General features: G+C 35.0%; 23 protein-coding genes and 2 riboswitches. Of the genes, 2 read left to right on the top strand and 21 right to left on the bottom strand.

Annotation, left to right across the window (positions count from 1 at the left end; all coding sequences use genetic code 11):
- Window positions 1–503: 503 nt before the first annotated feature.
- From GXM17_RS03895 to GXM17_RS03850, 11 genes are all read right to left on the bottom strand, one after another.
- Window positions 504–1,508: a homocysteine S-methyltransferase family protein gene (locus GXM17_RS03895; RefSeq protein WP_163397986.1), complete on the bottom strand. Its 1,005-nt coding sequence runs from the start codon at window positions 1,506–1,508 to the stop codon at window positions 504–506.
- Window positions 1,509–1,842: 334 nt separating this feature from the next.
- Window positions 1,843–1,951: riboswitch (SAM riboswitch) on the bottom strand.
- A gap of 211 nt (window positions 1,952–2,162) precedes the next feature.
- Window positions 2,163–2,291, bottom strand: a complete 129-nt coding sequence (locus tag GXM17_RS21885; RefSeq protein WP_280115293.1) for a hypothetical protein — start codon at window positions 2,289–2,291, stop codon at window positions 2,163–2,165.
- Between the two features lie 467 nt (window positions 2,292–2,758).
- Window positions 2,759–2,986: a hypothetical protein gene (locus GXM17_RS03890; protein WP_163397985.1), complete on the bottom strand. Its 228-nt coding sequence runs from the start codon at window positions 2,984–2,986 to the stop codon at window positions 2,759–2,761.
- 123 nt (window positions 2,987–3,109) lie between these two features.
- Window positions 3,110–4,162: an NAD(P)/FAD-dependent oxidoreductase gene (locus tag GXM17_RS03885; RefSeq protein ID WP_163397984.1), complete on the bottom strand. Its 1,053-nt coding sequence runs from the start codon at window positions 4,160–4,162 to the stop codon at window positions 3,110–3,112.
- Between the two features lie 193 nt (window positions 4,163–4,355).
- Entirely contained in the window at window positions 4,356–4,937 is a 582-nt protein-coding gene (locus GXM17_RS03880; RefSeq protein ID WP_163397983.1) for a precorrin-2 dehydrogenase/sirohydrochlorin ferrochelatase family protein, read from the bottom strand.
- A 157-nt stretch (window positions 4,938–5,094) separates the two neighbouring features.
- Window positions 5,095–5,859, bottom strand: a complete 765-nt coding sequence (gene cobA / locus GXM17_RS03875; protein ID WP_163397982.1) for a uroporphyrinogen-III C-methyltransferase — start codon at window positions 5,857–5,859, stop codon at window positions 5,095–5,097.
- Window positions 5,852–7,942, bottom strand: coding sequence for a HEPN domain-containing protein (locus tag GXM17_RS03870; protein ID WP_163397981.1), 2,091 nt, complete (start codon window positions 7,940–7,942; stop codon window positions 5,852–5,854). Before GXM17_RS03870 ends, cobA begins: the two co-directional genes overlap by 8 nt.
- 79 nt (window positions 7,943–8,021) lie before the next feature.
- Window positions 8,022–9,266 carry a sulfate adenylyltransferase subunit 1 gene (locus tag GXM17_RS03865; RefSeq protein ID WP_163397980.1) on the bottom strand — a complete coding sequence of 415 codons (1,245 nt, stop codon included), beginning with the start codon at window positions 9,264–9,266 and terminating at the stop codon, window positions 8,022–8,024.
- Between the two features lie 133 nt (window positions 9,267–9,399).
- Entirely contained in the window at window positions 9,400–10,299 is a 900-nt protein-coding gene (cysD, locus tag GXM17_RS03860; RefSeq protein ID WP_163397979.1) for a sulfate adenylyltransferase subunit CysD, read from the bottom strand.
- Window positions 10,300–10,410: 111 nt separating this feature from the next.
- Window positions 10,411–11,121 carry a phosphoadenylyl-sulfate reductase gene (locus GXM17_RS03855; protein ID WP_163397978.1) on the bottom strand — a complete coding sequence of 237 codons (711 nt, stop codon included), beginning with the start codon at window positions 11,119–11,121 and terminating at the stop codon, window positions 10,411–10,413.
- 25 nt (window positions 11,122–11,146) lie between these two features.
- Window positions 11,147–12,037, bottom strand: a complete 891-nt coding sequence (locus GXM17_RS03850) for a sulfite exporter TauE/SafE family protein (protein ID WP_163397977.1) — start codon at window positions 12,035–12,037, stop codon at window positions 11,147–11,149.
- A gap of 307 nt (window positions 12,038–12,344) precedes the next feature.
- Between GXM17_RS03850 and GXM17_RS03845 the strand changes: the two genes are divergently transcribed.
- Window positions 12,345–13,127: a sulfite exporter TauE/SafE family protein gene (locus GXM17_RS03845; RefSeq protein ID WP_163397976.1), complete on the top strand. Its 783-nt coding sequence runs from the start codon at window positions 12,345–12,347 to the stop codon at window positions 13,125–13,127.
- 72 nt (window positions 13,128–13,199) lie between these two features.
- Here the strand turns inward: GXM17_RS03845 and GXM17_RS03840 are convergent, their stop codons facing one another.
- The 10 genes from GXM17_RS03840 to GXM17_RS03795 all read right to left on the bottom strand — a co-directional run bounded on the left by GXM17_RS03840 (window position 13,200) and on the right by GXM17_RS03795 (window position 22,438).
- A complete protein-coding gene (locus tag GXM17_RS03840) occupies window positions 13,200–13,610 on the bottom strand; it encodes an RrF2 family transcriptional regulator (RefSeq protein ID WP_163397975.1) in 411 nt (136 codons plus the stop codon).
- Window positions 13,611–13,734: 124 nt separating this feature from the next.
- Window positions 13,735–13,992 carry an RDD family protein gene (locus GXM17_RS03835; protein WP_163397974.1) on the bottom strand — a complete coding sequence of 86 codons (258 nt, stop codon included), beginning with the start codon at window positions 13,990–13,992 and terminating at the stop codon, window positions 13,735–13,737.
- Window positions 13,965–14,237 carry a hypothetical protein gene (locus tag GXM17_RS03830; RefSeq protein ID WP_163397973.1) on the bottom strand — a complete coding sequence of 91 codons (273 nt, stop codon included), beginning with the start codon at window positions 14,235–14,237 and terminating at the stop codon, window positions 13,965–13,967. The genes GXM17_RS03835 and GXM17_RS03830 overlap by 28 nt, the downstream gene beginning before the upstream one ends.
- Before the next feature lie 134 nt (window positions 14,238–14,371).
- Window positions 14,372–15,544: a trans-sulfuration enzyme family protein gene (locus GXM17_RS03825; RefSeq protein WP_163397972.1), complete on the bottom strand. Its 1,173-nt coding sequence runs from the start codon at window positions 15,542–15,544 to the stop codon at window positions 14,372–14,374.
- 116 nt (window positions 15,545–15,660) lie between these two features.
- Window positions 15,661–16,101, bottom strand: a complete 441-nt coding sequence (locus tag GXM17_RS03820; RefSeq protein ID WP_163397971.1) for an OsmC family protein — start codon at window positions 16,099–16,101, stop codon at window positions 15,661–15,663.
- Between the two features lie 124 nt (window positions 16,102–16,225).
- On the bottom strand, window positions 16,226–18,640 hold the full coding sequence (gene thrA / locus GXM17_RS03815) for a bifunctional aspartate kinase/homoserine dehydrogenase I (RefSeq protein ID WP_163397970.1): 2,415 nt from the start codon (window positions 18,638–18,640) through the stop codon (window positions 16,226–16,228).
- Window positions 18,641–18,660: 20 nt separating this feature from the next.
- Window positions 18,661–19,623 (bottom strand): alpha/beta fold hydrolase, encoded by a 963-nt coding sequence (locus tag GXM17_RS03810; RefSeq protein WP_244307335.1) that lies wholly within the window; start codon window positions 19,621–19,623, stop codon window positions 18,661–18,663.
- 75 nt (window positions 19,624–19,698) lie between these two features.
- A riboswitch (SAM riboswitch) is annotated at window positions 19,699–19,806 on the bottom strand.
- Between the two features lie 186 nt (window positions 19,807–19,992).
- Window positions 19,993–20,193: a hypothetical protein gene (locus tag GXM17_RS03805; RefSeq protein WP_163397968.1), complete on the bottom strand. Its 201-nt coding sequence runs from the start codon at window positions 20,191–20,193 to the stop codon at window positions 19,993–19,995.
- A gap of 687 nt (window positions 20,194–20,880) precedes the next feature.
- Window positions 20,881–22,188 carry an O-acetylhomoserine aminocarboxypropyltransferase/cysteine synthase family protein gene (locus tag GXM17_RS03800; protein ID WP_163397967.1) on the bottom strand — a complete coding sequence of 436 codons (1,308 nt, stop codon included), beginning with the start codon at window positions 22,186–22,188 and terminating at the stop codon, window positions 20,881–20,883.
- Window positions 22,189–22,267: 79 nt separating this feature from the next.
- Complete coding sequence (locus GXM17_RS03795; RefSeq protein ID WP_163397966.1) at window positions 22,268–22,438, bottom strand: hypothetical protein; 171 nt, start codon at window positions 22,436–22,438, stop codon at window positions 22,268–22,270.
- 758 nt (window positions 22,439–23,196) lie between these two features.
- Between GXM17_RS03795 and metK the strand changes: the two genes are divergently transcribed.
- Window positions 23,197–24,447 (top strand): methionine adenosyltransferase, encoded by a 1,251-nt coding sequence (metK, locus tag GXM17_RS03790; protein WP_163397965.1) that lies wholly within the window; start codon window positions 23,197–23,199, stop codon window positions 24,445–24,447.
- Window positions 24,448–24,570 lie beyond the last annotated feature (123 nt).

Below are 24,570 nucleotides of genomic sequence, written 5' to 3'. Positions count from 1 at the left end.
TTTTCTTTTGCTGGCGCGAGCGCAATGCCATTAAGTTAACGTCACTTCGAGTGATTTTTAATCATAATGCGATAGCTTTATTATTAAAAATTGTATCGAGAAGCTTTCTAATACTAAGGTTCTCGATACATTTTCTTTAAAAAAAGCTATCGCATTTTTAAAGAAAACACTCGAACTGACGTCAATATCCTTTAACTTAATGACATTGGGCGCGAGCGTCACACTTATGCAAACTCCAATTTTAAATTTTAAAATCTTATAATAATTTTCTTTGTAGGCACGAGCTCGAAGCTCGCGCTAGCAGAGGGAGCTTTTCAATACTTGTATTTATCATAATTATTACCTTTTAAATTTGATTCTGATAGAACTAAATATATTTGTTTTCAACATTTTAAAGAGCCATCGGCTCGAACTATTTTGTAGGGATGGATTTTAATCCGTCCACACAACGAAGTATATTTATACCTACAAGGTTTTGAAAACCTTGCAGGAAACGGAAATTCTCACGCAATAACCGGCGCCACTCTAGGCTTATAATCCTTAGCCACCTCAGCCATTAATCGGATATGATCTGGCGTTGTTCCGCAACAACCTCCAATGATATTAATTAAATTGTCTTCTAAATATTCTTTGATGAAAGCCTGAGTCTGTTCTGGTGTTTCATCGTATTGTCCGAAAGCGTTTGGCAATCCTGCGTTTGGATGCGCTGAAACATTAAAGCTAGTGTTGTTTGCTAATGTTTTTAAATACGGTTTTAGCAAATCGGCTCCTAAAGCGCAATTGAAACCTACACTTAATAACGGAATATGCGAAACGGATATCAAAAACGCTTCAACTGTCTGCCCGGAAAGTGTTCTTCCTGATGCGTCTGTAATCGTTCCTGAAACCATAATCGGAATATCTATATTGCGTTCTTCTTTTACTTCTTCAATCGCAAAAAGTGCTGCTTTTGCGTTTAGTGTGTCGAAAATCGTTTCTACTAAAAGCAAATCACAACCACCGTCCATTAATGCTTCTACCTGTTCTTTGTACGCAATTCTTAAATCGTCAAACGTAACGGCTCTGTAACCCGGATCGTTTACATCCGGTGACATGCTTGCGGTACGGTTTGTCGGTCCGATTGAACCGGCTACGAAACGTGGTTTTTCGGGATTTTTTGCGGTAAACTCATCGGCAACCTGGCGTGCAAGTTTAGCCGATTCGTAGTTTAACTCGTAAACCAGATCTTCCATGTGATAATCGGCCATACCGATTGTAGTTCCGGAAAACGTATTCGTTTCTACGATATCAGCACCTGCCTCATAATACGCAGCATGAACATCACGAATGGCCTGTGGCTGTGTCAGGGATAATAAATCGTTGTTTCCTTTTAACGGATGCGGAAAATCTTTGAAACGTTCGCCACGAAAATCTTCTTCTGAGAAATTGTAGCGCTGTAACATGGTTCCCATTGCCCCGTCAAGGATTAGGATCTTTTTTTTGATTGCTTCCTGAATTGTTATCGACATGTTTTTCCTTTTCTCGCAAAGACGCAAAGGCGTCAAGCTTTTTTAATTATTATAATTCGAAACTAAACCTGACAGATTTTTAAAACTTCTTAGGTTTGGTTCAGATATTTTCTGATTCTGTTTATTTCCAAAAGTTCACTAATGATGGCTGTTTAGCCCCGATGGGAGCAAATATCCTTTTATTCTGGGGTTGAGAATAAAAGACATTGCGTACAGCGGGAATCCATGACCGCATAAATGCACCAGTTATTCGCTCATCTCACTAAAAATTAATTCAGTAAAATTATGTTGTAATGTTGTCAGGAAAAGTTTTGAGAAATACGTGATGTATTTTGCGTTATCTATCTCAATACCGAAGTATTAAGTAGAATGTAGCACCTTCTTTATGGCAAAGGGTTGCTAAGGTTTCATTGGGTCTTTCCCTCCGCCTTTCGTGATAACTTTCAATAAAATTAGGAACGGCGCAAAGGTACAAAATAGCCTTTCGACTTGCAAGTTTTTTTTACGATTCTAAAACGCTACGATTTTGAGGCTCTAAGTGTAAAATTTATAAATAAAAAAGCCCAAACTACAGAAACTGTTTGGGCTTTCGATTTTAAAATCTTAGTCTATAAGTCCAAAGTACGGACTTATTTAATGTCAAAAAGGACTTCTTTAAAAACTTCTGTCCCATTTTAGAAATGTATCCATGACTTCCTGATGATCTGTTAATTCATTATCTGTCATTCTCATTTCACTTCCGACTTTGGAATTTTCTTCTAGTAGTTGTTCATCATTGTTCATAATAGATAATTTTTTTAATGCTTTCTTAAAGTTAGCATTTTTTATTGGTAATTCAAAATTTATTTTAAGACACAAAGTTACTAAGCTTGCAAGGGACTAAGATTAAGCTAACATTAATAAACAACTTAAAACCTTGCTTCAATAAAAATCCCAAACTTTATAGCTTGGGATTTACTTTTATTTTTAGTTTTAATGTTTAGGATTCTGTTTAGTTCCCCGGAAATTAATAATTTCAATACTATTAGCTTCTTTATTTATTCTATAAACTAAATAATTGTTTTTATCTACAACAGCTTTATGCAAATTAGAATTTCGGGTTGATTTAGGAAATTGGCCTGGGTTAATTTTTATTTGATTTATTACTTGCTTATTTTTCCGAGTTTAAGATTTCTTTCTTTGTCCATTTCTCTTCAAGGTAATCAACAACTTTATTAAACCTTTTACGGCTTGTGCTGTCCAGATGAATTTTAATGCCATTTCAAAAATCTTTTCATAACTTCTTCATGGCTTGAAAATTCACCTTTTTCAGCTTGGTCTAATCCACTTTGGATTTCTTCTATTTCAGACTCAGATAAATCATCATACCAATCGTTTTGATTTGCTTTTAAAACCAATTCGAGTTTTTCTAAAACACGCTCATCATCCACCTTAACTAACTCTTGGATAAACTGATATTTTCTAGCCTCTAAATTCATGACACTCCAAATTTATATAAACAAAGATACGTTTTTTTAGGTTTAAGCGACTAAACTGAAAAAAGCCCAAACTAAAAAAGTTTGAGCTTTCGATTATTATTAAATTCCAGATTTTATGCCAGTTTATACTATGGCTTTAACAACTGCTTTTGGAGCTTCTTTACGAGTTCCGTCAAAACCGTCTACACCTGAAACCGTAGTGTATTTTAAAACATATTTTTTACCAGGGTTAACGATTTGGTAAGCTGCCTGACACATTAAAGTTGCTTCATGGAAACCACAAAGAATTAATTTTAATTTTCCAGGGTATGTATTCACATCTCCAATAGCGAAGATTCCGGGAATATTTGTCTGGTAATCTAATGCATTGTTTACTTTGATCGCATTTTTTTCAATTTCTAACCCCCAGTCAGCGATTGGTCCTAATTTTGGAGTCAGTCCGAAAAGCGGAATGAAATAATCGGTTTCGATTTTACGGTGTGCTCCGTTTTCTTCGATATCCAAAGATTCTACATGCTCAGCACCGTTGATTCCAACTACTTCTGCAGGAGTAATTAATTTGATTTTCCCCGCAGATTTTAATTCCTGTACTTTTTCTACAGAGTCTAAAGCACCTCTAAATTCGTTTCTACGGTGAATCAAAGTTACTTCTGAAGCTACATTTGCCAAGAAGATACTCCAGTCTAACGCTGAATCTCCTCCTCCGGCAATAACTACTCTTTTATCTCTGAATTTTTCAGGATTCTTAATGAAGTATTTTACTCCTTTATCTTCATAAAACTCGATATCTTCAATAAGAGGCTTGCGTGGTTCAAAACTTCCTAAACCTCCTGCAATTGCGATTACTGGCGCATGGAATTTTTTTCCTTTACTTGAAGTAACAATAAAACTTCCGTCTTCTTGTTTTTCGATAGTTTCAGCACGCTCACCTAAGGTAAAACCTGGTTCAAACTGCTTAATCTGTTCCATTAAACCATCAACTAAATCTCCTGCCAAAACTTCCGGAAAACCTGGAATATCATAAATAGGCTTTTTTGGATACAACTCAGAAAGCTGTCCACCCGGTTGTGGCAAAGCATCCAAAATATGGCATTTTAATTTTAATAATCCTGCCTCGAAAACGGCAAATAAACCTGTTGGTCCTGCTCCAATTATAAGTATATCTGTTTTAATCATTATGGTGTTGTTTATAATCATTCTTAATAATACAAAGAAACGAATAATTTATTCTAATTTCAATGGTTTTTACCATTCATTTCTTTGCTAAACTTTTTACTCTTTATTTTTTTTAACGAAGCCGTAATTTCGTTCATTCTTTTCCATCGGGTTAACACGACACTACAAAATTGGTCGTGCTCCGGAACTTTTTTTATTCTTTATTTTTCAAAGAAGCGGTGATTTCATTCATCTTCTTTACCTTATCTTCAAAATCTCCTTTCAAAGTTTTTCGGTATTCATTGAGGTTTTCAACCATTTTGTTGATGTCCTCAGGAATCACTTCTTCAAAAAACTCTCTTAGCCTTTTGGCTGTTGTTGGCGATTTTCCATTGGTGGATATGGCAATTTTTACATTTCCTTTGGTTACGATTCCGCCCAGATAATAATCGCACAAATCAGGCGTATCGGCAATATTGCAAATCAGATAACGCTTTCTGGCCAGATCATACACTCTTTTATTTACTTCTAAATCATCTGTACACGCAATTACCATGTGACGCTTTTTGAGCATTTTCTTTTTGAACTTCGCTTCCGTCAATTTTATTGAAGGATGATTTTCTGCCAGAAGTTTTATTTCAAGATGAAAATCTTTTGCTACCACCTCAACGTTGGCATTCGGACTCGATTTCAGTAAAAAAGAAAGCTTTTCCAGACCTACATTTCCTCCGCCCACAATCAGTACATTCAGGTTGTGAAGCTTTAAAAAAATCGGATATAATTCGTTTTGTTCCATTTTTATTTTTTGTTTCGTCGAAATTACTAAAATCTGACGTTACAATTTTTATTTATTATCAGGCAAAACCCGACGCTATAATATTTGCCGTTCCTAAGGAACTTTTATACCAACTATTTCTTTCTTGCGCCTGTACAGATGGGTTTAAAACCCGTCTCTACGAAACCAAAAATTCCTCGTATAAACATTTTAATTTATTGCTTTCTTTAACTACCTCGCCAATTACAATTAAAGCAGGCGATGTTAGTTTGTTTTCAGCAACCACTTCTTCAATTGTATCTATTGTTCCTATTCCTGTCTTTTCGTTAGGAGTTGTCCCATTCTGAATAATTGCAACCGGCAGATCTCCTTTGCTTTCTTTCTGAAAAAGTTCAACAATTTGAGGTAATTTGTGCATTCCCATCAAAATCACAACAGTTGCCGAAGATTGCGCTGCTAAAGCTACATCTGCCGATAATTCCCTGTTGGATGTTGTTCCTGTAATTGCCCAAAAGCTTTCAGAAACTCTTCTTTTAGTAACAGATATCCCCTGACTTGCCGGAACAGCTACTACAGAAGAAATACCCGGAATAACAATTGTCTGAATTCCGAAACTTTCTGCAAATTCAATTTCCTCACTTCCTCTTCCAAAAATAAACGGATCACCGCCTTTAAGCCGAACTACATTTCCATACGTGAGCGCATTATCCACAATCAATTGATTGATCTGATCCTGCGTGTAAGCATGATTTCCTATTTTTTTTCCAACAAAAATCCTGATGGCATTTTTAGGAGCATGACCTAAAATTTCATCATTTGCCAATGCATCGTACAAAACCACATTCGCTTCAGCAAGTGCTTTTACGGCTTTCAGCGTAAGCAAATCCGGATCGCCGGGACCTGCGCCGACTAAAGTTACTTTTGGTTTTTTAGTATTATGCATTTGCTAATTCCTGTGCCCTGTATTTTTCAATAATTGCAAAAAATGCAATTCCTTCTTCGATATATTGCTTTGCGAATGCTTCCGTTGGTTCATTTTTATTGATTTGATAAACCAGTTCTTTGAATGTTGCAGGCAATACAATTTTAGTGCTTTCAACAAAAACAGTATCAAATAAATCTACGATTCCGGCGTGATTGTTAGTTTTTTGGTTTTCTGAAAGCAACAACGCTTTTGCTCCGTTTACAAATGCTGAATACGCGTGATAAATTGCATCAGCCCATTTTCCTTCATCAAAAGATTCCTGTGCAAAAGTCAACTTGTCTTTGGCCTCTAATAATAAAGTTGCCACTAAATCAATCACTACTCCGGCACATTCTCCAACCCCAACTGCTTTTACATAGTTGTCTGCATTACCCCAGTCAATAAAGTCAGCTTCGGTTAAATTGGTTACGTCTGCGAAAGGTTTTAAGATTTCGTAGAAATATTTTTCTCCTTTTGAATCATAATAACTTAAGAATTTTTCTCCGTTTCCGTTAGCATCAAAATCATTTAAGATGGTACGCAATGCATCCGGACCTCTACGGCTTGGAATTTTGATTACTTTATCAGCAAAACGACCTTCACCGTTTCCTAAACGTCCTCCTCCTAATAAAACCTGTAAAGCCGGAGCTACCAGTTTTCCTGAGTTGATAGACATTCCCTGAAATCCTATTGCAGACATATTATGCTGTCCGCAGGCATTCATACAGCCGGAAATTTTGATTTCAATTTCGCTGTTATTGCTGTATTGTGGATATTCCGCTTTGATTACTTTTTCTAATTCTTCTGCAATTCCCGTACTGCTCGCAATCCCCAAATTACAAGTATCCGTACCCGGGCAGGCAGTGATATCACCAATAGTATTGTACCCTAAAGCCACCATGTCTAGTTTGGCTAATTCCTGATAGAAGAAAGGTAAATTTTCTTCTTTGATATTACGGATAACAATATTTTGTCTTAATGAAAAACGCAATTCATTGGCTCCGTAATTTTTAATCAAATCGGCTAATAATCTTGCTTTATCCGTATAAAAATCACCCAATAAAACTTTGATTCCGATAGCGAAATAACCCGCTTGTTTCTGAGCAATTACATTTGATGCTTTCCATGCTTCATAAGCAGCTGTATCATCAATAGTTACCTGCGGAACTTCCAATAAAGGTTCCGTAATTGGTCCTTCAAAGGCAGTTGTATCTATTTCGTATGTTTCAAAAGCGATTGCTTTTTTCTCTTTTTCAACCAAATCAAGGAAAACATCTTTTCCGATTTCTTTGATTAAGAATTTCATACGAGCTTTCATTCTTTTAGCACGCTCACCATATCTGTCGAAAATACGGATGATTCCTTCTGCTGTTGGAATGATTTGGTTAACCGGAATAAACTCTGAAAGCAATTCGGCGTGTGCCGGCTGAGATCCTAAACCTCCTCCAAAAACAACTTTAAATCCTTTTTGTCCGTCTTTAATTTTCGGAATAAATCCTAAATCGTGTAGATAACTCAACGCTGTATCTTCATCTGAAGAAGAGAACGAAATTTTGAATTTACGCCCCATTTCCTGACAGATTGGGTTTCTTAATAAATATTGGAACATTGCGTGTGCATAAGGCGTAACGTCAAAAGGCTCGTTTACGTCAACCCCAGCCAGTTCACTTCCTGTAATATTTCTAACTGTGTTACCACAAGCTTCTCTTAATGTAATATCGTCTTTGGCAAGGTTTGCCCACAGTTCAGGAGTTCTGTCTAAACTCACATAATGAATCTGAATATCCTGACGTGTAGTAATATGCAGACGTCCTGTAGAATATTCATCAGAAACTTTTGTGATACGTACTAATTGCTCGCTGGTCACTTTACCGTAAGGCAATTTGATACGAATCATTTGTACACCTTCCTGACGCTGTCCGTAGATTCCTCGCGCTAAACGAAGACTGCGAAAACGCTCATCATCAATTTTTCCTCCACGGAATAAGTGAATCTTTTTTTCTAAATCGATAATCTCTTTCTGAACTATCGGGTTTTCTATTTCTGTTCTAAAACTTTCCATTCTTTTTAGTTTATAGTTTATGGTTGGTTGTTTATGGTTGTTGGCAGATAACTATCAACCAAAAACCATCAACTATCAACTATTTTATAAATCCTACTCCTGCTGTTGTATTGGTTACGGAATCAATTAAAATAAAAGCTCCGTTTGATTTATTCTCGTTATAAGAATCAAAATACAATGCTTTGCTTAATTTGATATTTACTTCTCCTATTTCGTTAATTGCTAATTGTGAAGCAGGTGTAGTGCCTGAATAATCAGTCGCAATAGTATTTTTAACGCTTTCTATTTTCGCTAAAACCCTGTTTGTATTGTGCTGAACAAAATATTTAGTTCCCGGAACCAATTTTTTGCTGTCCATCCAGCAGATAGTCGTTTCAATATCTTTTTCAATTTTTGGAAGCTCTGACGATTTTACGATCATATCGCCTCTTGTTACATTGATATCATTTTCTAATTCGATTGTAATTGAAGAACCAGCAACTGCCTCATCAAATTGTTTATCGAAAAAGTGAATATTAGTCACTTTTGATTCTGTTAAAGAAGGAAGAACCGTTACAGCATCCCCTACTTTAATTGAATTTCCGTATAATTTTCCGGCGTAACCTCTAAAATCATGGTATTCTTCCGTCTTTGGACGAATTACAGTCTGAACCGGGAAACGCGCTTTTCCGCTTTCAAAAACATCCGAAGAATGTAAACCTTCCAAATGTTCTAAAATAGTCTGTCCTTTGTACCAGGGCATTCCATCTAATTTATCTACAACATTATCTCCTGTCAAAGCACTTAACGGAATATAGCTTACGTTTTGCTCTTTGAAAGTACTTTTTGCGTTTAATGCCTCAAAATCGGCTTTGATTTTATTGAAAACTTCTTCTGAATAATCCACTAAATCCATTTTGTTTATGGCAACGATTACCTCTTTTACCCTCAATAAATTATTGATGAAAAAGTGACGGTAAGTTTGCTCGATAACTCCTTTTCTGGCATCAATCAAAATAATCGAAAGCTGAGAAGTTGAAGCTCCTGTAACCATGTTTCTTGTATATTCTACGTGACCCGGAGTATCGGCAATGATGTAACTTTTTTTTGCAGTTGAAAAATAAATATGGGCAACGTCAATTGTGATTCCCTGCTCTCTTTCTGCCACCAAACCGTCTGTTGCTAACGAAAAATCAAGGTAATCGTATCCTTTTTGTTTACTGCTTTTTTCGATTGCTTCTATTTTATCCGTTGTCAATGATTTTGTATCGTACAATAACCTTCCGATCAAAGTACTTTTCCCGTCATCTACACTTCCTGCTGTTGCTATTTTTAAAACGTCCATTGTGTAATATTTTGTTTCAGGTTTAAATTTTGTTTCAGGTTTCAAGTTTTGAGAAACTATATTTAAAATCTAAATCTTTATGTTTTTTTGATTCTGTTTTTTAATTATAAATTGTCAATTATTAATTATCCAATTAAAAATATCCTTGTTGTTTTCTTTTCTCCATTGCAGCTTCAGAACGTTTGTCATCAATTCTGGCTCCTCTTTCAGAAATAGTGGATTCTCTGATTTCACCCACTACTTCTGCTATTGTTGCTGCATAAGATTCAACAGCAGCTGTACAGCTCATATCCCCAACGGTTCTGAAACGAACAATTCGCTCTTCGATTTGCTCGTCTTCTTCCTGATACACAAAAGGAGAATGCGACCAGATTAAACCGTCTCTCAAAAAAACTTTTCTTTTATGTGAAAAATAGATGGACGGAATTTCGATATTTTCTTTTTCGATATAACTCCAAACGTCCAATTCTGTCCAGTTTGAAATTGGGAAAACACGAACATTTTGTCCATTTTCGATTTTACCATTCAAAATATCAAACAATTCAGGTCTTTGATTTTTCTCGTCCCATTGTCCGAAATCATCACGAACTGAGAAAATACGTTCTTTAGCTCTCGCTTTTTCTTCGTCACGACGCGCACCACCAATACAAGCATCAAATTTGAATTCTTCAATTGCATCTAAAAGTGTTGTCGTCTGCAGGCTGTTGCGGCTTGAATATTTTCCGGTTTCTTCAACTACTTTTCCTTCATCAATGGCATCCTGAACATTACGAACGATCAACTCTAAACCTAACTCCTCAACCAATTTATCTCTGAAAGCAATAGTTTCAGGGAAATTGTGTCCCGTATCAACGTGTAATAAAGGAAACGGAATCTTAGCAGGGAAAAATGCTTTTTGCGCCAAACGCACTAATGTAATTGAATCTTTTCCACCTGAGAAAAGTAAAACCGGTTTGTCAAACTGAGAAACAACTTCTCTAAAAATGTATATCGCTTCACTTTCTAAAGCATTTGTTTTTAATACTGAACTCATTTTTGATATTTATTTGATATTTTATTGTCGTTTTAGGTTTCAAGTTTTTTAACCTAATACTTTCAACTTTTATTCTATTCTCTTTATTCTATTCTCTTGCTTGTTTTTCTGCTACTCTTTTTTCGCGCTATGCAAACCACATTCTTTATGGCTTGACTCCCAATACCATCTGCCTGCCCTGATGTCTTCTCCAGGAAAAATGGCTCTTGTACAAGGTGCACACCCGATACTCACAAAGCCTTTCTTGTGCAATGCATTTTGAGGTACATTGTTTTCCTTCAAATAATCCTCAACTTCCTGCAACGTCCATTTTAATAATGGATTGAATTTGATGATATCAAAACCTCCATCATATTCGAACAAACTTAAATCTTGTCTGTTCTCAGATTGTTCTGCTCTTAAACCCGTAATCCAGACTGCGTTTCCAGTCAAAGCTTTTCGCAAGGGAACTACTTTTCGTATAAAACAGCATTCTTTTCTGTTTTCAACCGAATCGTAAAAGCTGTTTGGACCTTTTGTTTTCAAAAGATTTTCTACAGATGCAGCCTCTGGAAAAAACACTTCAATCGGCCTTTTGTATTTTTTTAATGTTTTATGAAAAACATCGTAAGTTTCCTGAAATAATCTTCCGGTATCTAAAGTAAAAATCGTAATATCTGTATTACTTTTTGCAATAAAATCAGTAATTACCTGATCTTCCTGACCAAAAGAAGTAGAAAAAATTACTTTTCCCGGAAACTCGCCTGCTAAAAAAACCAGCGTTTCTTCAAGCGAAAAAGCTGCAGTTTTTTCTAATAATTCTTGTACAATACTCGCACTCATAATTTCTTCCTCCTAAAATTATCTTTTACAATAATTTAGATAATGTTTTTAAACTCAATACTATAATCAGAAGCCCAACTGCAACCATCATTGGCTTTCTTTTGATTTTATTTACCAGATAAGCTGCTAATGGCGCTGAAAGAACACCTCCTAAAATCAGCCCTATGATTACCTGCCAGCCGTGGATTCCTCCAAAAAGCATGAAAGTGATTCCACTTGCAAATGAAATCGCAAACTCAGCTGCATTTACAGAACCAATCGTATATCTCGGATTTCTTCCTCTTCCTAATAATGTTGACGTTACAATTGGCCCCCAGCCTCCTCCTCCAACAGAATCCATAAAACCTCCAAAAGCGGCAAGAACTCCTAATTTTTTTGTTTTCTTTTTAACAATGCTTTTTCTTAAGGCTTTTTTGATGATAATTAAAGCCAAAACAATCATATAAACAGCGATAAAAGGTTTAATAACATCTCCATCAATCACATCAGAAAGTAAATAAGCTCCGGTTATCGATCCTAAAACACCCGGAATCACTAAGGTCTTAACCAGTTTTTTATTGATATTTCCAAATTTATGATGTGATATTGCAGAAGCACCGGTAGTAAACATCTCTGCTACGTGAACACCCGTACTACTCACTACAGGCGGAACACCATAAGCCAGCAAAAACGAAGTTGAAGTTGCTCCATAACCCATTCCTAAAGTACCATCTACTAATTGCGCAAAAACACCAATAGCAAAAAAAACTAAAAACTCACCATTAAAACCTCCTACAAATCCACTCCAGGAAAACTCTGAATAATGGTTATAAACAAGTGTCGCTAATAAACCTGACAATAACACCACAGGAATTATAACCCACAATCTTTCTTTCAAAGACACTTCAGCCGAATTTACTTCTATTTCTTTTGCCATATTTTCTGAAATATTCTCTTTTAATCTATTACCCTATCGGCTTAGTAGATTACTGTGCAAAAGTAATATTTATTTATAAATTACAAAACAATATTCCGATTTTTTATATCAAAAAACTACTGAATCCCAAACCTTTAAAATAAAACTTACAAATTAATACAGATTTAGCTGCCGGAAAAATATCAACAACGTTAAAACACTAATAAACAAATACTTAAAAGCTGGCCTTATAAATTATTTCAACATAGTCTATCAAGTCGATAGGATTATTGTAAATAAGTTGCTATTTTTGGCAAAATTTTAGGTAATGGATTTTCAGATAGGTCTTGTTATTGCTGGTTTAGCAGTTGGTTTTGTAGTTGGTCTGACAGGTGTCGGAGGCGGTTCTTTAATGACTCCCATTTTATTATATTTTGGCATTCCTCCCGCAAAGGCAGTTGGTACAGACCTGTTATATGCTGCTTTTACCAAAATGGGAGGCGTATTTGTTCATCATAAAAAAAGCAATATAAACTGGTCAATTACAGGATGGCTCACCTTAGGAAGTGTTCCAGCAGCTTTACTGACTTTATGGATTCTAAACAATATCAAAACCGACATAGACACTGTAAATCAGGTTATTAAGAAAAGTTTAGGATGGGCATTACTTTTTACTTCTGTAGCAATCATATTTAAACAAAACATATTAAGATTTTCACAGAAACACGCCGGGGATAAATTTCACAGCGAAAGCACCACTCAAAATATGCTAACTATAGCTATTGGTGTTTTATTAGGTGCAACCGTAACTTTGACTTCTATTGGTGCCGGTGCATTGGGAACCGTTACGTTATTCTTTCTCTATCCTTTGTTGCCAACACCCCGTTTAGTGGGAACTGAAATTGCCCATGCTGTTCCGTTAACATTGGTTGCCGGTGTTGGACATGCTTCAATGGGAAATCTGGATTTTATATTATTAGGGCAATTATTATTAGGGTCACTTCCGGGAATTTTTATAGGGAGTATGCTGAGCGGAAAAGTTCCGGACCAGTTTCTTCGAAATGCTATTGCTGTTATGCTTTTTCTGGCAGGGTATAAATTAATTTTTTAGATAAAAATATAACCCTAAAAAAATGACCATTTCAAAATCAGAAATGGTCATTTTTTATTCAAAAGAATTTAATTAAAAAGCAATGTCAGCCAAAGAATTACTTTCCAGTATTTTAAGTGTATTATCCCTAACCTCTGTCATTAAACGTCTTGCCGCACAGGTAGCTTCATCATCACAATCATCGCATTTTTCATAGAAATTATGCGAGGCACAAGGTAACAATGCAATAGGTCCTTCGAGTATCCGATAGACTTTGGCCATACTGATATCTTTTGGTTCTTTTATCAGATAATATCCGCCTCCTTTTCCTTTTTTGGCACCCAGAAAACCAGAGTTTCTCAGTAGTAATAAAATACTTTCCAGAAATTTAATCGAAATATGTTCATTTTTGGCTATCTCAGCAATTTGAACAGGCTCATTGTTTTCACGTCTGGCCAAGTAAGTCAAAGCTTTAATTCCGTATTTTGTTTTCTTTGAAAGCATTTTTATGGTTTAGGTTGTAAATTTAGTTCTGAAGCTATCAAACTAATCAACATACAGCTCCTTTTTTATTCCGCAGCAAAAATAAGCTTTTTATATGAAAAATATGTTTAGATATTGTTGGTTGTTAAGTTTCATTATTTACTCCAATTAATTCGGGAGAATAAAAAATCTCCATATCCTTTATCAAGTTTTGTTTATCTACTACGTAGTTTTTCGAAATAGAATCATGCCAGATTTTTCCAGATTTCCCTAAAAAAGAAAATGCATCAAAAGGGATTAAACGAGATAAAGTTCGTATAATAATAGCAATTAAATTTGGCTTTTTACCGTTTTGATTAACTACAATTGTACCTGTTACGAATTTGCCTGCAGTTCTTCCCAAAAAAACTCCATAATGAAATAATTAATGATTAAAAATGTAAAGAATGCCAAAAAAGTATAACCTATGACAAATTCTTCCCAAACTGAAAATATATCCAAATTAAAAACATTTCCAATTATTACCATTATTAAACCAGAAAGAAACACTGTGACATAAACAAAGAAAAAGTCAACAATAATACCAATGAATCGTTTTCTTTCTGAAGAAAGCAATTTTTCATTAAGAATGTAAACTGTATTGCTCATTATTGACTTAGTTTAATTAGGATTTTAACAAAAATAGATTTTTACTGAAACACCAGTAAAAAGAATGACGATTTTTAACAGTAAAAGTAATTACTGTCAGAAATCGCCATTATAGATAATTTAGAAATCTCTAATTAAGAAAGCGCCTGCTCTAAGTCGGCAATTACATCTTTTACCGTTTCCAGTCCTACAGAAACACGTACCAGACCTTCTGTTATTCCAACTGCTAATTTTTCTTCTACGGTTAATTTACTGTGTGTTGTTGACGCAGGATGTGTTACAATTGTTTTTACGTCGCCAATATTAGCTGAAAGTGAGCATAATTTAATTTTATCCAAAAATTTACGTCCTGCTTCGATTCCGCCTTTAATTTCAAACGCAATAATGTTACCTCCTAAAAGCATTTGCTTTTTAGCTATTTCATACTTTGGATGCGATTTTAAGAAAGGATATTTCACACTGTTTACATTTGGGTGACTTTCTAAAAACTCAGCCACCTTCAAAGCATTTTCGCAATGTCTGTCCACACGAACTGCCAAAGTCTCTAAACTTTTTGACAATACCCAGGCATTAAAAGGCGACATTGCCGGTCCGGTATTTCTGGAGAACAAATAAATTTGTCGAATCAAATCGGCATTACCTACTGCAATTCCTCCTAAAACTCGTCCTTGTCCATCCATCAATTTAGTAGCCGAATGCACTACGATATGCGCCCCGTATTTTATAGGCTGCTGAATATATGGCGTAGCAAAGCAATTATCTACAATAAAAATCAGATTGTGTTTTTTGGCAATTTGTCCTAACAACTCCAAATCAATCACATCAACACCCGGATTTGTAGGGGTTTCAACATATAAAATTTTGGTATTCGATTTAATTACGCTTTCAATAGTTTCAGGCTTATTGATATCGAAATAGGTTGTTTCAATATTCCATTTTGGGAAATAAGTCATAAACAACGCATGTGTTGACCCGAAAACACTTCCGGCAGAAACAATGTGATCACCTGAGTGCAACAATGCTGCAAAACTAGAATAAATAGCTGCCATTCCGGTTGCAAAAGCATATCCGGCCTCAGCTCCTTCCATTGCACAAACTTTATCGACAAACTCGGTTGTATTTGGATTGCTAAAACGGGAATAAATATTACGTACTTTTTCTTCTGTAAAAGAAGCTCTCATATCCTCGGCATCTTCAAATACAAAACTTGATGATAAGTACAAAGGAGTTGAATGTTCCTGAAATTGTGTTTTTTCTAAATGATTTCGTATTGCCTGGGTTTCAAACCCTAATTCTTGTTCGTTCATTTTGTTTTTGTTTAAAAAAAGATATTTCGCAGAGATTCACAAAAGTGAACACAGAGTTTCGCAAAACACCTTTAATTATTAATAGCCAATTAAAAATTATCTGATTTTCTAATTGATTAATTTTCTAATTTATTTAATTCTACCCCGTTCAAAATCACTTTGTAATGAATGGTTGCTGTAGGCTCTACAGTTTTAGAAACCGAGCAATATTTATCAAAAGACAATTGTGCAGCTTTTGCAGCTTTGTCTTCTTTGATATTTCCTTCTAAAGAAAAAACCACGTAAATATTTTTGAATGGTTTTGCTTCTCCCACCTGAACTCTTTCTCCCTCCACCTCAGCTTTGAAAGAAGTGATTTCCTGACGCTGTTTTTTTAGAATCGAAATCATATCGATTCCGCTACAGCCTGCTACTCCCATCAAAACAAGCTCCATTGGGCTTGGTCCCATATCGTTTCCACCAAAATCTGGTCTGGCATCAACATTTACTATATGTCCACGTTCATTTTTTAATTGAAAGTGGAAGTTTTCGTTTACTCTGTCTAATGTTATTTTCATTGTGTTGTTGTTTTTTATTTTTTTTATTCTTGTTATTGCGAGGAACGAAGCAATCCCTCTAACAATTACACAAAGCTTGATTTTGCAAATGTGATTGCTTCGTTCCTCGCAATGACAAACTAAACTACCCTTTATCAGACAACCTCAAAATATCTCCAAAAACTCCTCTTGCCGTAACCGCTGAACCTGCTCCGGCTCCCTGAATTACAATTGGCCTGTCACCATAAGATTCTGTGTATATTTCGAAGAAAGAATCTGAACCTTTTAATCCGCCAAGGGCTGTGTCTGATGGTACTGAAACTAATTTTACTTCAAGATTTCCTTTGTCATTCTGCAAATCACCTGACAATTCACCGATGTATCGTAAAACGTGATTTGGCTTTTGATCGGCTTTTATTTTGTCGTAAATTGGGTCGAATTCTTTTAATTTGGTTAAGAAATCAGCAACATTTCCTTCGCGTAAATGTTCCGGAATTAAATTCTGAATGGAGATTTCTTCAAATTCATTTTGCAAATCTAATTCTCTTGCCAAAATCAATAATTTTCTTCCCACATCATTTCCGCATAGATCTTCGCGTGGGTCCGGTTCTGTATATCCGTTATCAATTGCCTCTTGTAAAATTTCGCTAAACGGAACATCTTTCGCAGAGAAATTATTGAATAAATAACTCAACGTTCCAGAGAAAACCCCTTTTATTTTAGTGATATTCTCGCCTGAAAGATGCAGTAATTTTATCGTATCAATTAAGGGCAAACCTGCACCAACATTGGTTTCATACAAGTAATTCTTTTGATTTTCGGCCAGAACTTTTCTTAACTCTTTATAAAAACCATAACTCAGTGTATTGGCCACTTTATTCGAAGAAATCAAATCGAAACTGCTTTCTGCAAGTTTAATATAATTCTCAACGAAAGCAGCACTTGCCGTATTATCAATTGCGATTAAATTCTCTAAATGGTATTTGTCTGCGTAATCAATAATATCCTGAATCGTATAATCAAGTCCTTTGCTCTGAATTTCATTTTTCCAGTCAGCAGTGACACCGTTTTTATTTAAAATCAGTTTTTTAGAATTTGCAATCGCAAAAACATTCAGTTTAATATCTTTACGTTTTTCAATAGCCGAAGCCGATTCCAAAATTTGGTTGATCAAAGTTCCGCCCACTAATCCGTGCCCAAATACAGCGATATTGATTTTCTTGGAAACTCCGAAAATCTCCCCGTGAATTACGTTTAACGCTTTATTCAGTTCTGATTTTTTAACCACTAAACTCACGTTTTTACCCGTAACCGTGTTGTTGAACAATATCGGAACTATTTTATTTTTGATTAATGCTGTATATGGTTTATGAAACGTACTCAAATCTTGGCCAATGATGGAAATAACCGAAACATTATCTGTTACTGTAATCTGGTTTACATCTTTAGAATAAAAGTCGTTTTCGAATTCTTTCTCCAGTTCTACCATTGCTGTTGTCGCTTTATCTGTTGCCACAACCAATCCAATTCCTCTTTCTGAAGAACCCTGTGAAATAATACTTACACTAATATTGTTATCGCCCATTACCTTGAAAATTCGGGCATCAACTCCGGCTTTTCCAAGTAACCCGCGTCCTTCAAGATTCAAAAGAGAAACATTTTCAAGAACAGAAAGCGTTTTTATTCCTTCTTTAGCCGAATCAGAAGTGATTAACGTTCCGCGATTTTCATGATTGAATGTATTTAGAATTCGAAGCGGAATATTTTTTTCCAGTAAAGGAATAATCGTTTTGGCATGCAGGATTGTAGCTCCAAAATTGGCTAATTCATTGGCCTCATTGAATGATAAAAATTCGATTTTTTTAGCATCTTCTACCAAATCAGGATTTGCAGTATAAATTCCGTCAACATGTGTAAAGTTCTGTAATTCTTCCGCATTTAAATAATTTGCAATTAACGAAGCAGTATAATTACTGCCGTTTCTTCCTAAAGTTGTAGTGTCATTGTTATTGTTAGAACCGATAAAACCAGTTATGATATTAACCGTTGAACCATTATGCTCTTTAAAATAATTGACAACATTTTTTTTGGAAAGCTGTTCCAAAGGCTGCGCATCACCAAATTTAGAATCTGTTTTCAGCAAATCTCTTGTATCAGTAAAATTTGCAGGAATTCCTTTTTCGATCAAAATTGCCGTTAATAATTTCGCCGAAAGCAATTCACCTTTAGATAGAATCTGATCTTTGATTTTATTGCTGTAATCCCCGATCAGGCTTACGCCTTCGAAAAGTTTATCCAGAATAGCAAACTCTTCAGACAAATCAACCTGAGGATAATCCGAAATCTGGTAGGTTTTGAAATTTTCCAATAATCGTTTGTAATCGCCGTTTTTAGCAGCAATTTTTAAAATATATTCTAATTCATCTGTAGCATTTCCTCTTGCAGAAACTACTACAGCAATTTTTTCACCCTGGCTAACTTTCTCAGCAATGATAGAGACCACTTTATTCAGTCCTTCTCCGTTTGATAATGATTTACCTCCAAATTTTAATATTTTCATTGTATTTTTTATTATTTCTGCTAGAAAATAGCAGCCAGTAAATTATCTAATTGTTTGTACTCGATTAAAAAAGCATCATGTCCGTGTACCGAATTTATTTCGCTGTAAGAAACATTGTCCCTGAACTTTTTTAATTCATTATAGGTTTCCAGATTTTCTTTTGGTGTAAAAAACAAATCCGAATCGATTGCAATGATGTGAATCGCTGCTGCTGTTTTAGAAAGCAACGTTTCGAAATCTTCACTGTTTCTTGTAATATCTATAGTTTTAAGTAATTGATTCATTAATTTATAAGATGACAGCTGATAGCGCTGCTGCAGTTTCTTCCCATGATGTGCCAGCCAGCTTTCTATGTTAAAAATCAAAAGATCCTGATTGATCGTTCGCTGAAATTTTTCTTTGAATGATTCCGGAGAACGATAGCACAGCATAGCATGAATTCGGGCATCTTCAATTGGTTTTGACGAATTGTTGAGGATTTGTTCCTGTAAAAAACAATTCGCAATCATCCAGTCGGTCGATTTCCAGTCGGTTGCAATCGGAATTAAATGTTTAGTGATGTCTGGAGCCAATGCCAGCATTTCCCAGGCAATTCCTCCGCCTACCGAACCTCCGATAATGGCATAAAGCTGTTCAATTTTTAAAGCTTCGATTCCTTTCAAAAAAATTCGGGCAACATCTCTCGCCGTAAAATCCTGATAATTTTCAATACTAAAAGAATCGTTTCCGTTACCCGGAACATTAAAAGCCAAAACTGAATATTTATTTGTGTCGATTGTTTTTCCTTCTCCAATCAAATCACTCCACCAGCCGTTTTCACCGGTTACCTGCGCATTTCCGGTTAAAGCATGATTTACCAGAACAACAGGAGCACTGTGCAATGGCAAACCAAAAAGCGCAAAACTTAAAGGCAATGAATTATATGTGGCACCACTTTCGGTAGTGAAATTCTGTAATATGATAGGGCTTGGTATATTTTCCAATTTCAAATCTTTTATTTTTTGATTTGTATATGGAAATATTAGAAAGAAAGTCTGGAACGACTGTAAAACTTTTTTTTGTTATCTTTCCACGTTGGGCGTGGTAGAATGCAGCACCTTCTTCGCTTTACCGAAGGGTTGCTAAGGATTCATCGGGTCTAATCCCTCGTCCTTTCTTTATAACATTTCAATACGTTTCTGAACTTAACGGTGCAAATTAACTACTAATTTTTTTAACAAACAAATTTATCTGAGCATATTCTTTTTCTTCCTTAATAATTCACAAACAAAAACTATTGTACGCAAAAAATTACCGAACAAAATGCCCAGTAAAATTAAGCAGGTACTTACCTATTTGAAAAACTTTTTAGTTTAGATAAAAAGCGTCTCATTTTCTTTTGAATACATTAAAAACAATAAAGAGTCAGGATTTTTCTTCTGTGCTTTAGGATCAGTTTCAGTAATTCCGAATCTTGGATGAATCAATTCATTTTTTGGCGGAGTGCTGTTTCTTTTTGTCCTTATGTTTCTTAATGTAGAAAACGTTTTTGTTAAGTAGTTCAAAGTGCTCATGATATTAGTGTTTAGTTTGTTTGTTTATTTATATCGAATTATTTTCTCTTTTTATTAAGTCCTTTAAAACAAAAAACCCTTTTGGATTCAGATGCCAAAAGGGTTAAGTTGTTTAACTTACTATACTTTTGGAATCAACAGACGCATACGCAAATAGCTGCGACATTGAACATCTTGTTCATCTGTTGGGACTTATTCATCTGTGATTTATTTGTTATTTTAAAAAATTCTAGCATTTTGTCGTGTAATTAAAAAAGCCTCTCAAAATATTTTGGGAGGCTTTTGCTATAATGATATTGTTCTTACAATTTAAGCAATAGACACCCCAACGGTTTCTTTCGAAATGGCGCAAAACATTTTATAGGAATTAAACATATTTTTAGTAGTTTTTGGGTTTAACAAATATGCGAAAGTTTTTTTTATTTACCAAATATTTACGCACAAATTCCATAGAAAAACAATTTTTTAACGTTAAAAACATCTTACAAAAATTACATCGTTTGAAATCCACGTTAAAACTTACAAATTATTGATGACTGATCGTCTCTTCTCCATAAATCAGTCATTCAAAGAACATTTTTTAAATGAATGTCTTTTTAAATTATGCTTAAAAAGTAAATTCAAAAAAAAATCACCTTTGGTAAATGAATACCAGAGGCAATTTTTCAAACAAAAAACAAAAAAACTTTAATTTTTATTAAAGACTGTATTGTGCGATTTGGCAACACTTTCAAAAACGGCTTTCAAATCCCCAATTAAGTCTTCTATATCTTCAATACCTACTGAAAGGCGAATTAAATCTTTTGAAACTCCTGTTTCAAGCTGCTCTTGATCTGTTAATTGCTGATGAGTAGTACTGGCCGGATGAATAATAAGCGATTTGGTATCACCAATATTTGCCAGAAGCGAGAACAACTTTGTTTCATCAACCACTTGTTTCGCTGCTTCGTAACCACCCTGCAGACCAAAAGTTATAATTCCACTTTGACCTTCTGGCAAATATTCCTGAGCTAAGTCATAATATTTACTCGATTTTAGTCCCGGATAGTTTACCCAGACCACCTGATCTTGTTCCTCTAACCATTCTGCTAAAGCCAAAGCATTCTCGCTGTGCTTTTTGATACGGATTGGCAAAGTTTCGAGTCCCTGAATAATCTGAAAAGCATTAAACGGACTCAAAGCTGAACCAAAATCACGCAATCCTTCAATTCTTGCTTTAGCGAGAAAGGCTGCATTTCCGAAAGCTTCGTGGTAAACCAAGCCATGATATCCTGCTGAAGGTTCTGTAAATTCAGGAAATTTTCCGTTAGACCAGTCAAAATTTCCGGCGTCGATAATAACACCTCCTAATGAAGTACCATTACCTGAAAGATATTTGGTGAGAGAATGAATTACGATATTAGCTCCATGCTCAATTGGGTTTAACAAATAAGGAGTGGCAACTGTATTATCTACAATGAACGGTACTTTGAAGTTTTTAGCTTCTGCCGAGATTGCTTTTAAATCCAAAACATCTAATTTTGGATTCCCTAGAGATTCCACAAAAAAGGCTCTTGTATTTTCTTTTGCTGCTTTTGTAAAGTTTTCTGCATTTGAAGGATCTACAAAAGTGGTTGTAATTCCTAAACGCGGCAAAGTGACTTTTAAAAGATTATAAGTACCTCCATACAAACTATTTGACGCTACAATATGATCTCCCGACTTCAGCAAAGTCAGCAATGTTGTAGAGATGGCCGCAGCGCCGGAAGCTGTTACAACTGCTCCAATTCCACCTTCAAGTGATGCCAGTCGTTGTTCTAAAACATCATTTGTCGGGTTATTTAGCCGGGTGTAAATAAATCCTGCCTCTACCAAACCAAATAAATTAGCAGCATGATCAGAATTATTAAAGACATACGATGATGAGTGATAAATTGGTACTGCTCTGGTTCCGCCGTTTTTAGTTACGTCATGTCCTGCGTGTAATGCATTTGTTGAAAATTTTTGTGTGCTCATGATTTCTTAATTTTTTTTGATTTTTACTATTCGTATTTTTATTATTATTCTATTGCAATCGATTTTTTAAGACTAATCTTTAAATAAAAAGATTCTCATTTTCTGCAGAATACATGTGTGCAAGCAGCGAATTAGCTTCGTTAGAATACAACTTGCCTTTTTGCAGACTTAAATTTGATTTTTGATTTTGTACTCTACCGAAAATATTTTTACGGTTAATTGATCTTAATATTCTATATATGATTTTCATGATTTTTAATTTTAAGTAATGAAATAAAAAAAGCCCTTTCGGATGGCTACCAAAAGGGCTAATAGTAAGAAACTATAACAAAGATTTTATCTTTCACTTTTGGCAACAGCAAGACGGGATACAAATTGGCATCTTACAACACATCATCATTTTATTTACTGCTGTATTACTCATTTTATTTATTTTGTTTTTCACTTTCTGTAGTTTTAGATGCACTGCTGTGCATCTCTACCACTATGTATCTTTACTGGCTATGTATCTCTATGTATGATTTTTTTTCAATTCAATTTAAATCAAAAAAAAACCTCCGCGATTGCAGAGGTTTCATTTATATTTAGTTTTAATTCTAAACAATAGTGAACTCTGCGGAAGTTTCCGACATGATACAGCACATATTTTTAGCAATTAAATTCATTTTACTTTTCTTTTGTAAGGCAAATTTGAGAAGTTTTTTTCAAACTACCAAAGAAAAAACGAATTAATTTCAATTACCCTATCAATTTAATATACTAATGTTAAATTTCTCGTCAAAAAATAAAATAAAGTTTAACTTTAATTTGCAAATCAAAATGGTTTTGTACTTTTGCACCCGAATACAGAGGAAAAATTTGAACTGATTGCAACCTCTTCATAATGAAACGGTTCGTTATGAATACTGAGAAACACGATTTCAGTAGTAAAAAATGCTAAAGCAGGAACTCTCCTTTAGCCATTTTCAGCAATTATTTCCTCGCTTAATTTTAATTTAATACATTATTATGGCTTATTTATTTACGTCAGAATCTGTTAGTGAAGGGCATCCGGACAAAGTTGCAGATCAAATTTCGGATGCATTAATTGATAACTTCTTAGCATTTGATGCTGATTCAAAAGTTGCATGCGAAACTTTAGTTACAACCGGGCAGGTAATTTTGGCCGGTGAGGTAAAATCGAATACTTATCTTGATGTACAGCAAATTGCCCGTGAAGTAATCCGTAAAATTGGATATACTAAAAGTGAATATATGTTTGAGGCGAATTCCTGTGGAATTTTATCTGCTATTCACGAACAATCTGCTGATATCAATCAGGGTGTTGACCGAGCTAAGCCAGAAGAACAAGGTGCAGGTGACCAGGGAATGATGTTTGGTTATGCAACTAACGAAACTGAAAACTTCATGCCATTGGCACTTGATTTATCTCATAAATTATTGCAGGAATTAGCTATCTTAAGACGTGAAAATGCAGCAATCAATTATTTACGTCCGGACGCTAAATCTCAGGTAACTTTAGAATACAGTGATGATAACAAACCAACCCGTATTGATGCAATTGTTATCTCAACGCAGCACGATGATTTTGATGAAGAAGCTGCTATGTTGGCTAAAATCAAAAAGGATATTATCGAAATTTTGATTCCGAGAATTATCGCTAAAAATCCGGAACACGCTCACTTATTCAATGATAAAATCAACTACCATATTAACCCAACAGGGAAATTCGTTATAGGAGGACCTCATGGAGATACCGGTCTGACAGGAAGAAAAATTATCGTGGATACTTACGGTGGAAAAGGTGCTCACGGTGGTGGTGCATTCTCCGGAAAAGATCCAAGTAAAGTTGACAGAAGTGCTGCTTATGCAACGCGTCATATCGCCAAAAACTTAGTTGCTGCAGGTGTTGCTGACGAAATCTTGGTTCAGGTTTCTTACGCAATTGGAGTTGCTGAACCAATGGGAATTTTCATTAACACTTACGGTAAAGCAAAAGTAAACTTAACTGATGGCGAAATTGCTAAAAAAGTAGAAGCGATCTTCGATATGCGTCCTTACTTTATTGAGCAAAGATTAAAATTAAGAAACCCAATTTACAGCGAAACTGCTGCTTACGGACACATGGGACGTAAACCGGAAACTGTAACTAAAACTTTCTCTGCTCCAGGCGGAAACGAAAAAACAGTTACTGTGGAGTTGTTTACATGGGAAAAACTTGATTTTGTTGACCAGGTGAAAACTGCATTTGGATTGTAATTCATAGCTATATACGATAATATTTTTTAGTCTTACATATCCCCGAAATCTATTCCTTTAGAGTTCGGGGTTTTTATTTGGTTATTTGGTGGTATTTACTTTTCTTAGTACAAAATAACTGAT

Source organism: Flavobacterium fluviatile (assembly GCF_010645065.1).
GTDB classification, from domain to species: domain Bacteria; phylum Bacteroidota; class Bacteroidia; order Flavobacteriales; family Flavobacteriaceae; genus Flavobacterium; species Flavobacterium fluviatile.
Note: the sequence above shows the minus strand (reverse complement) of the source record. Positions and strands in the feature narration are given on the sequence as shown.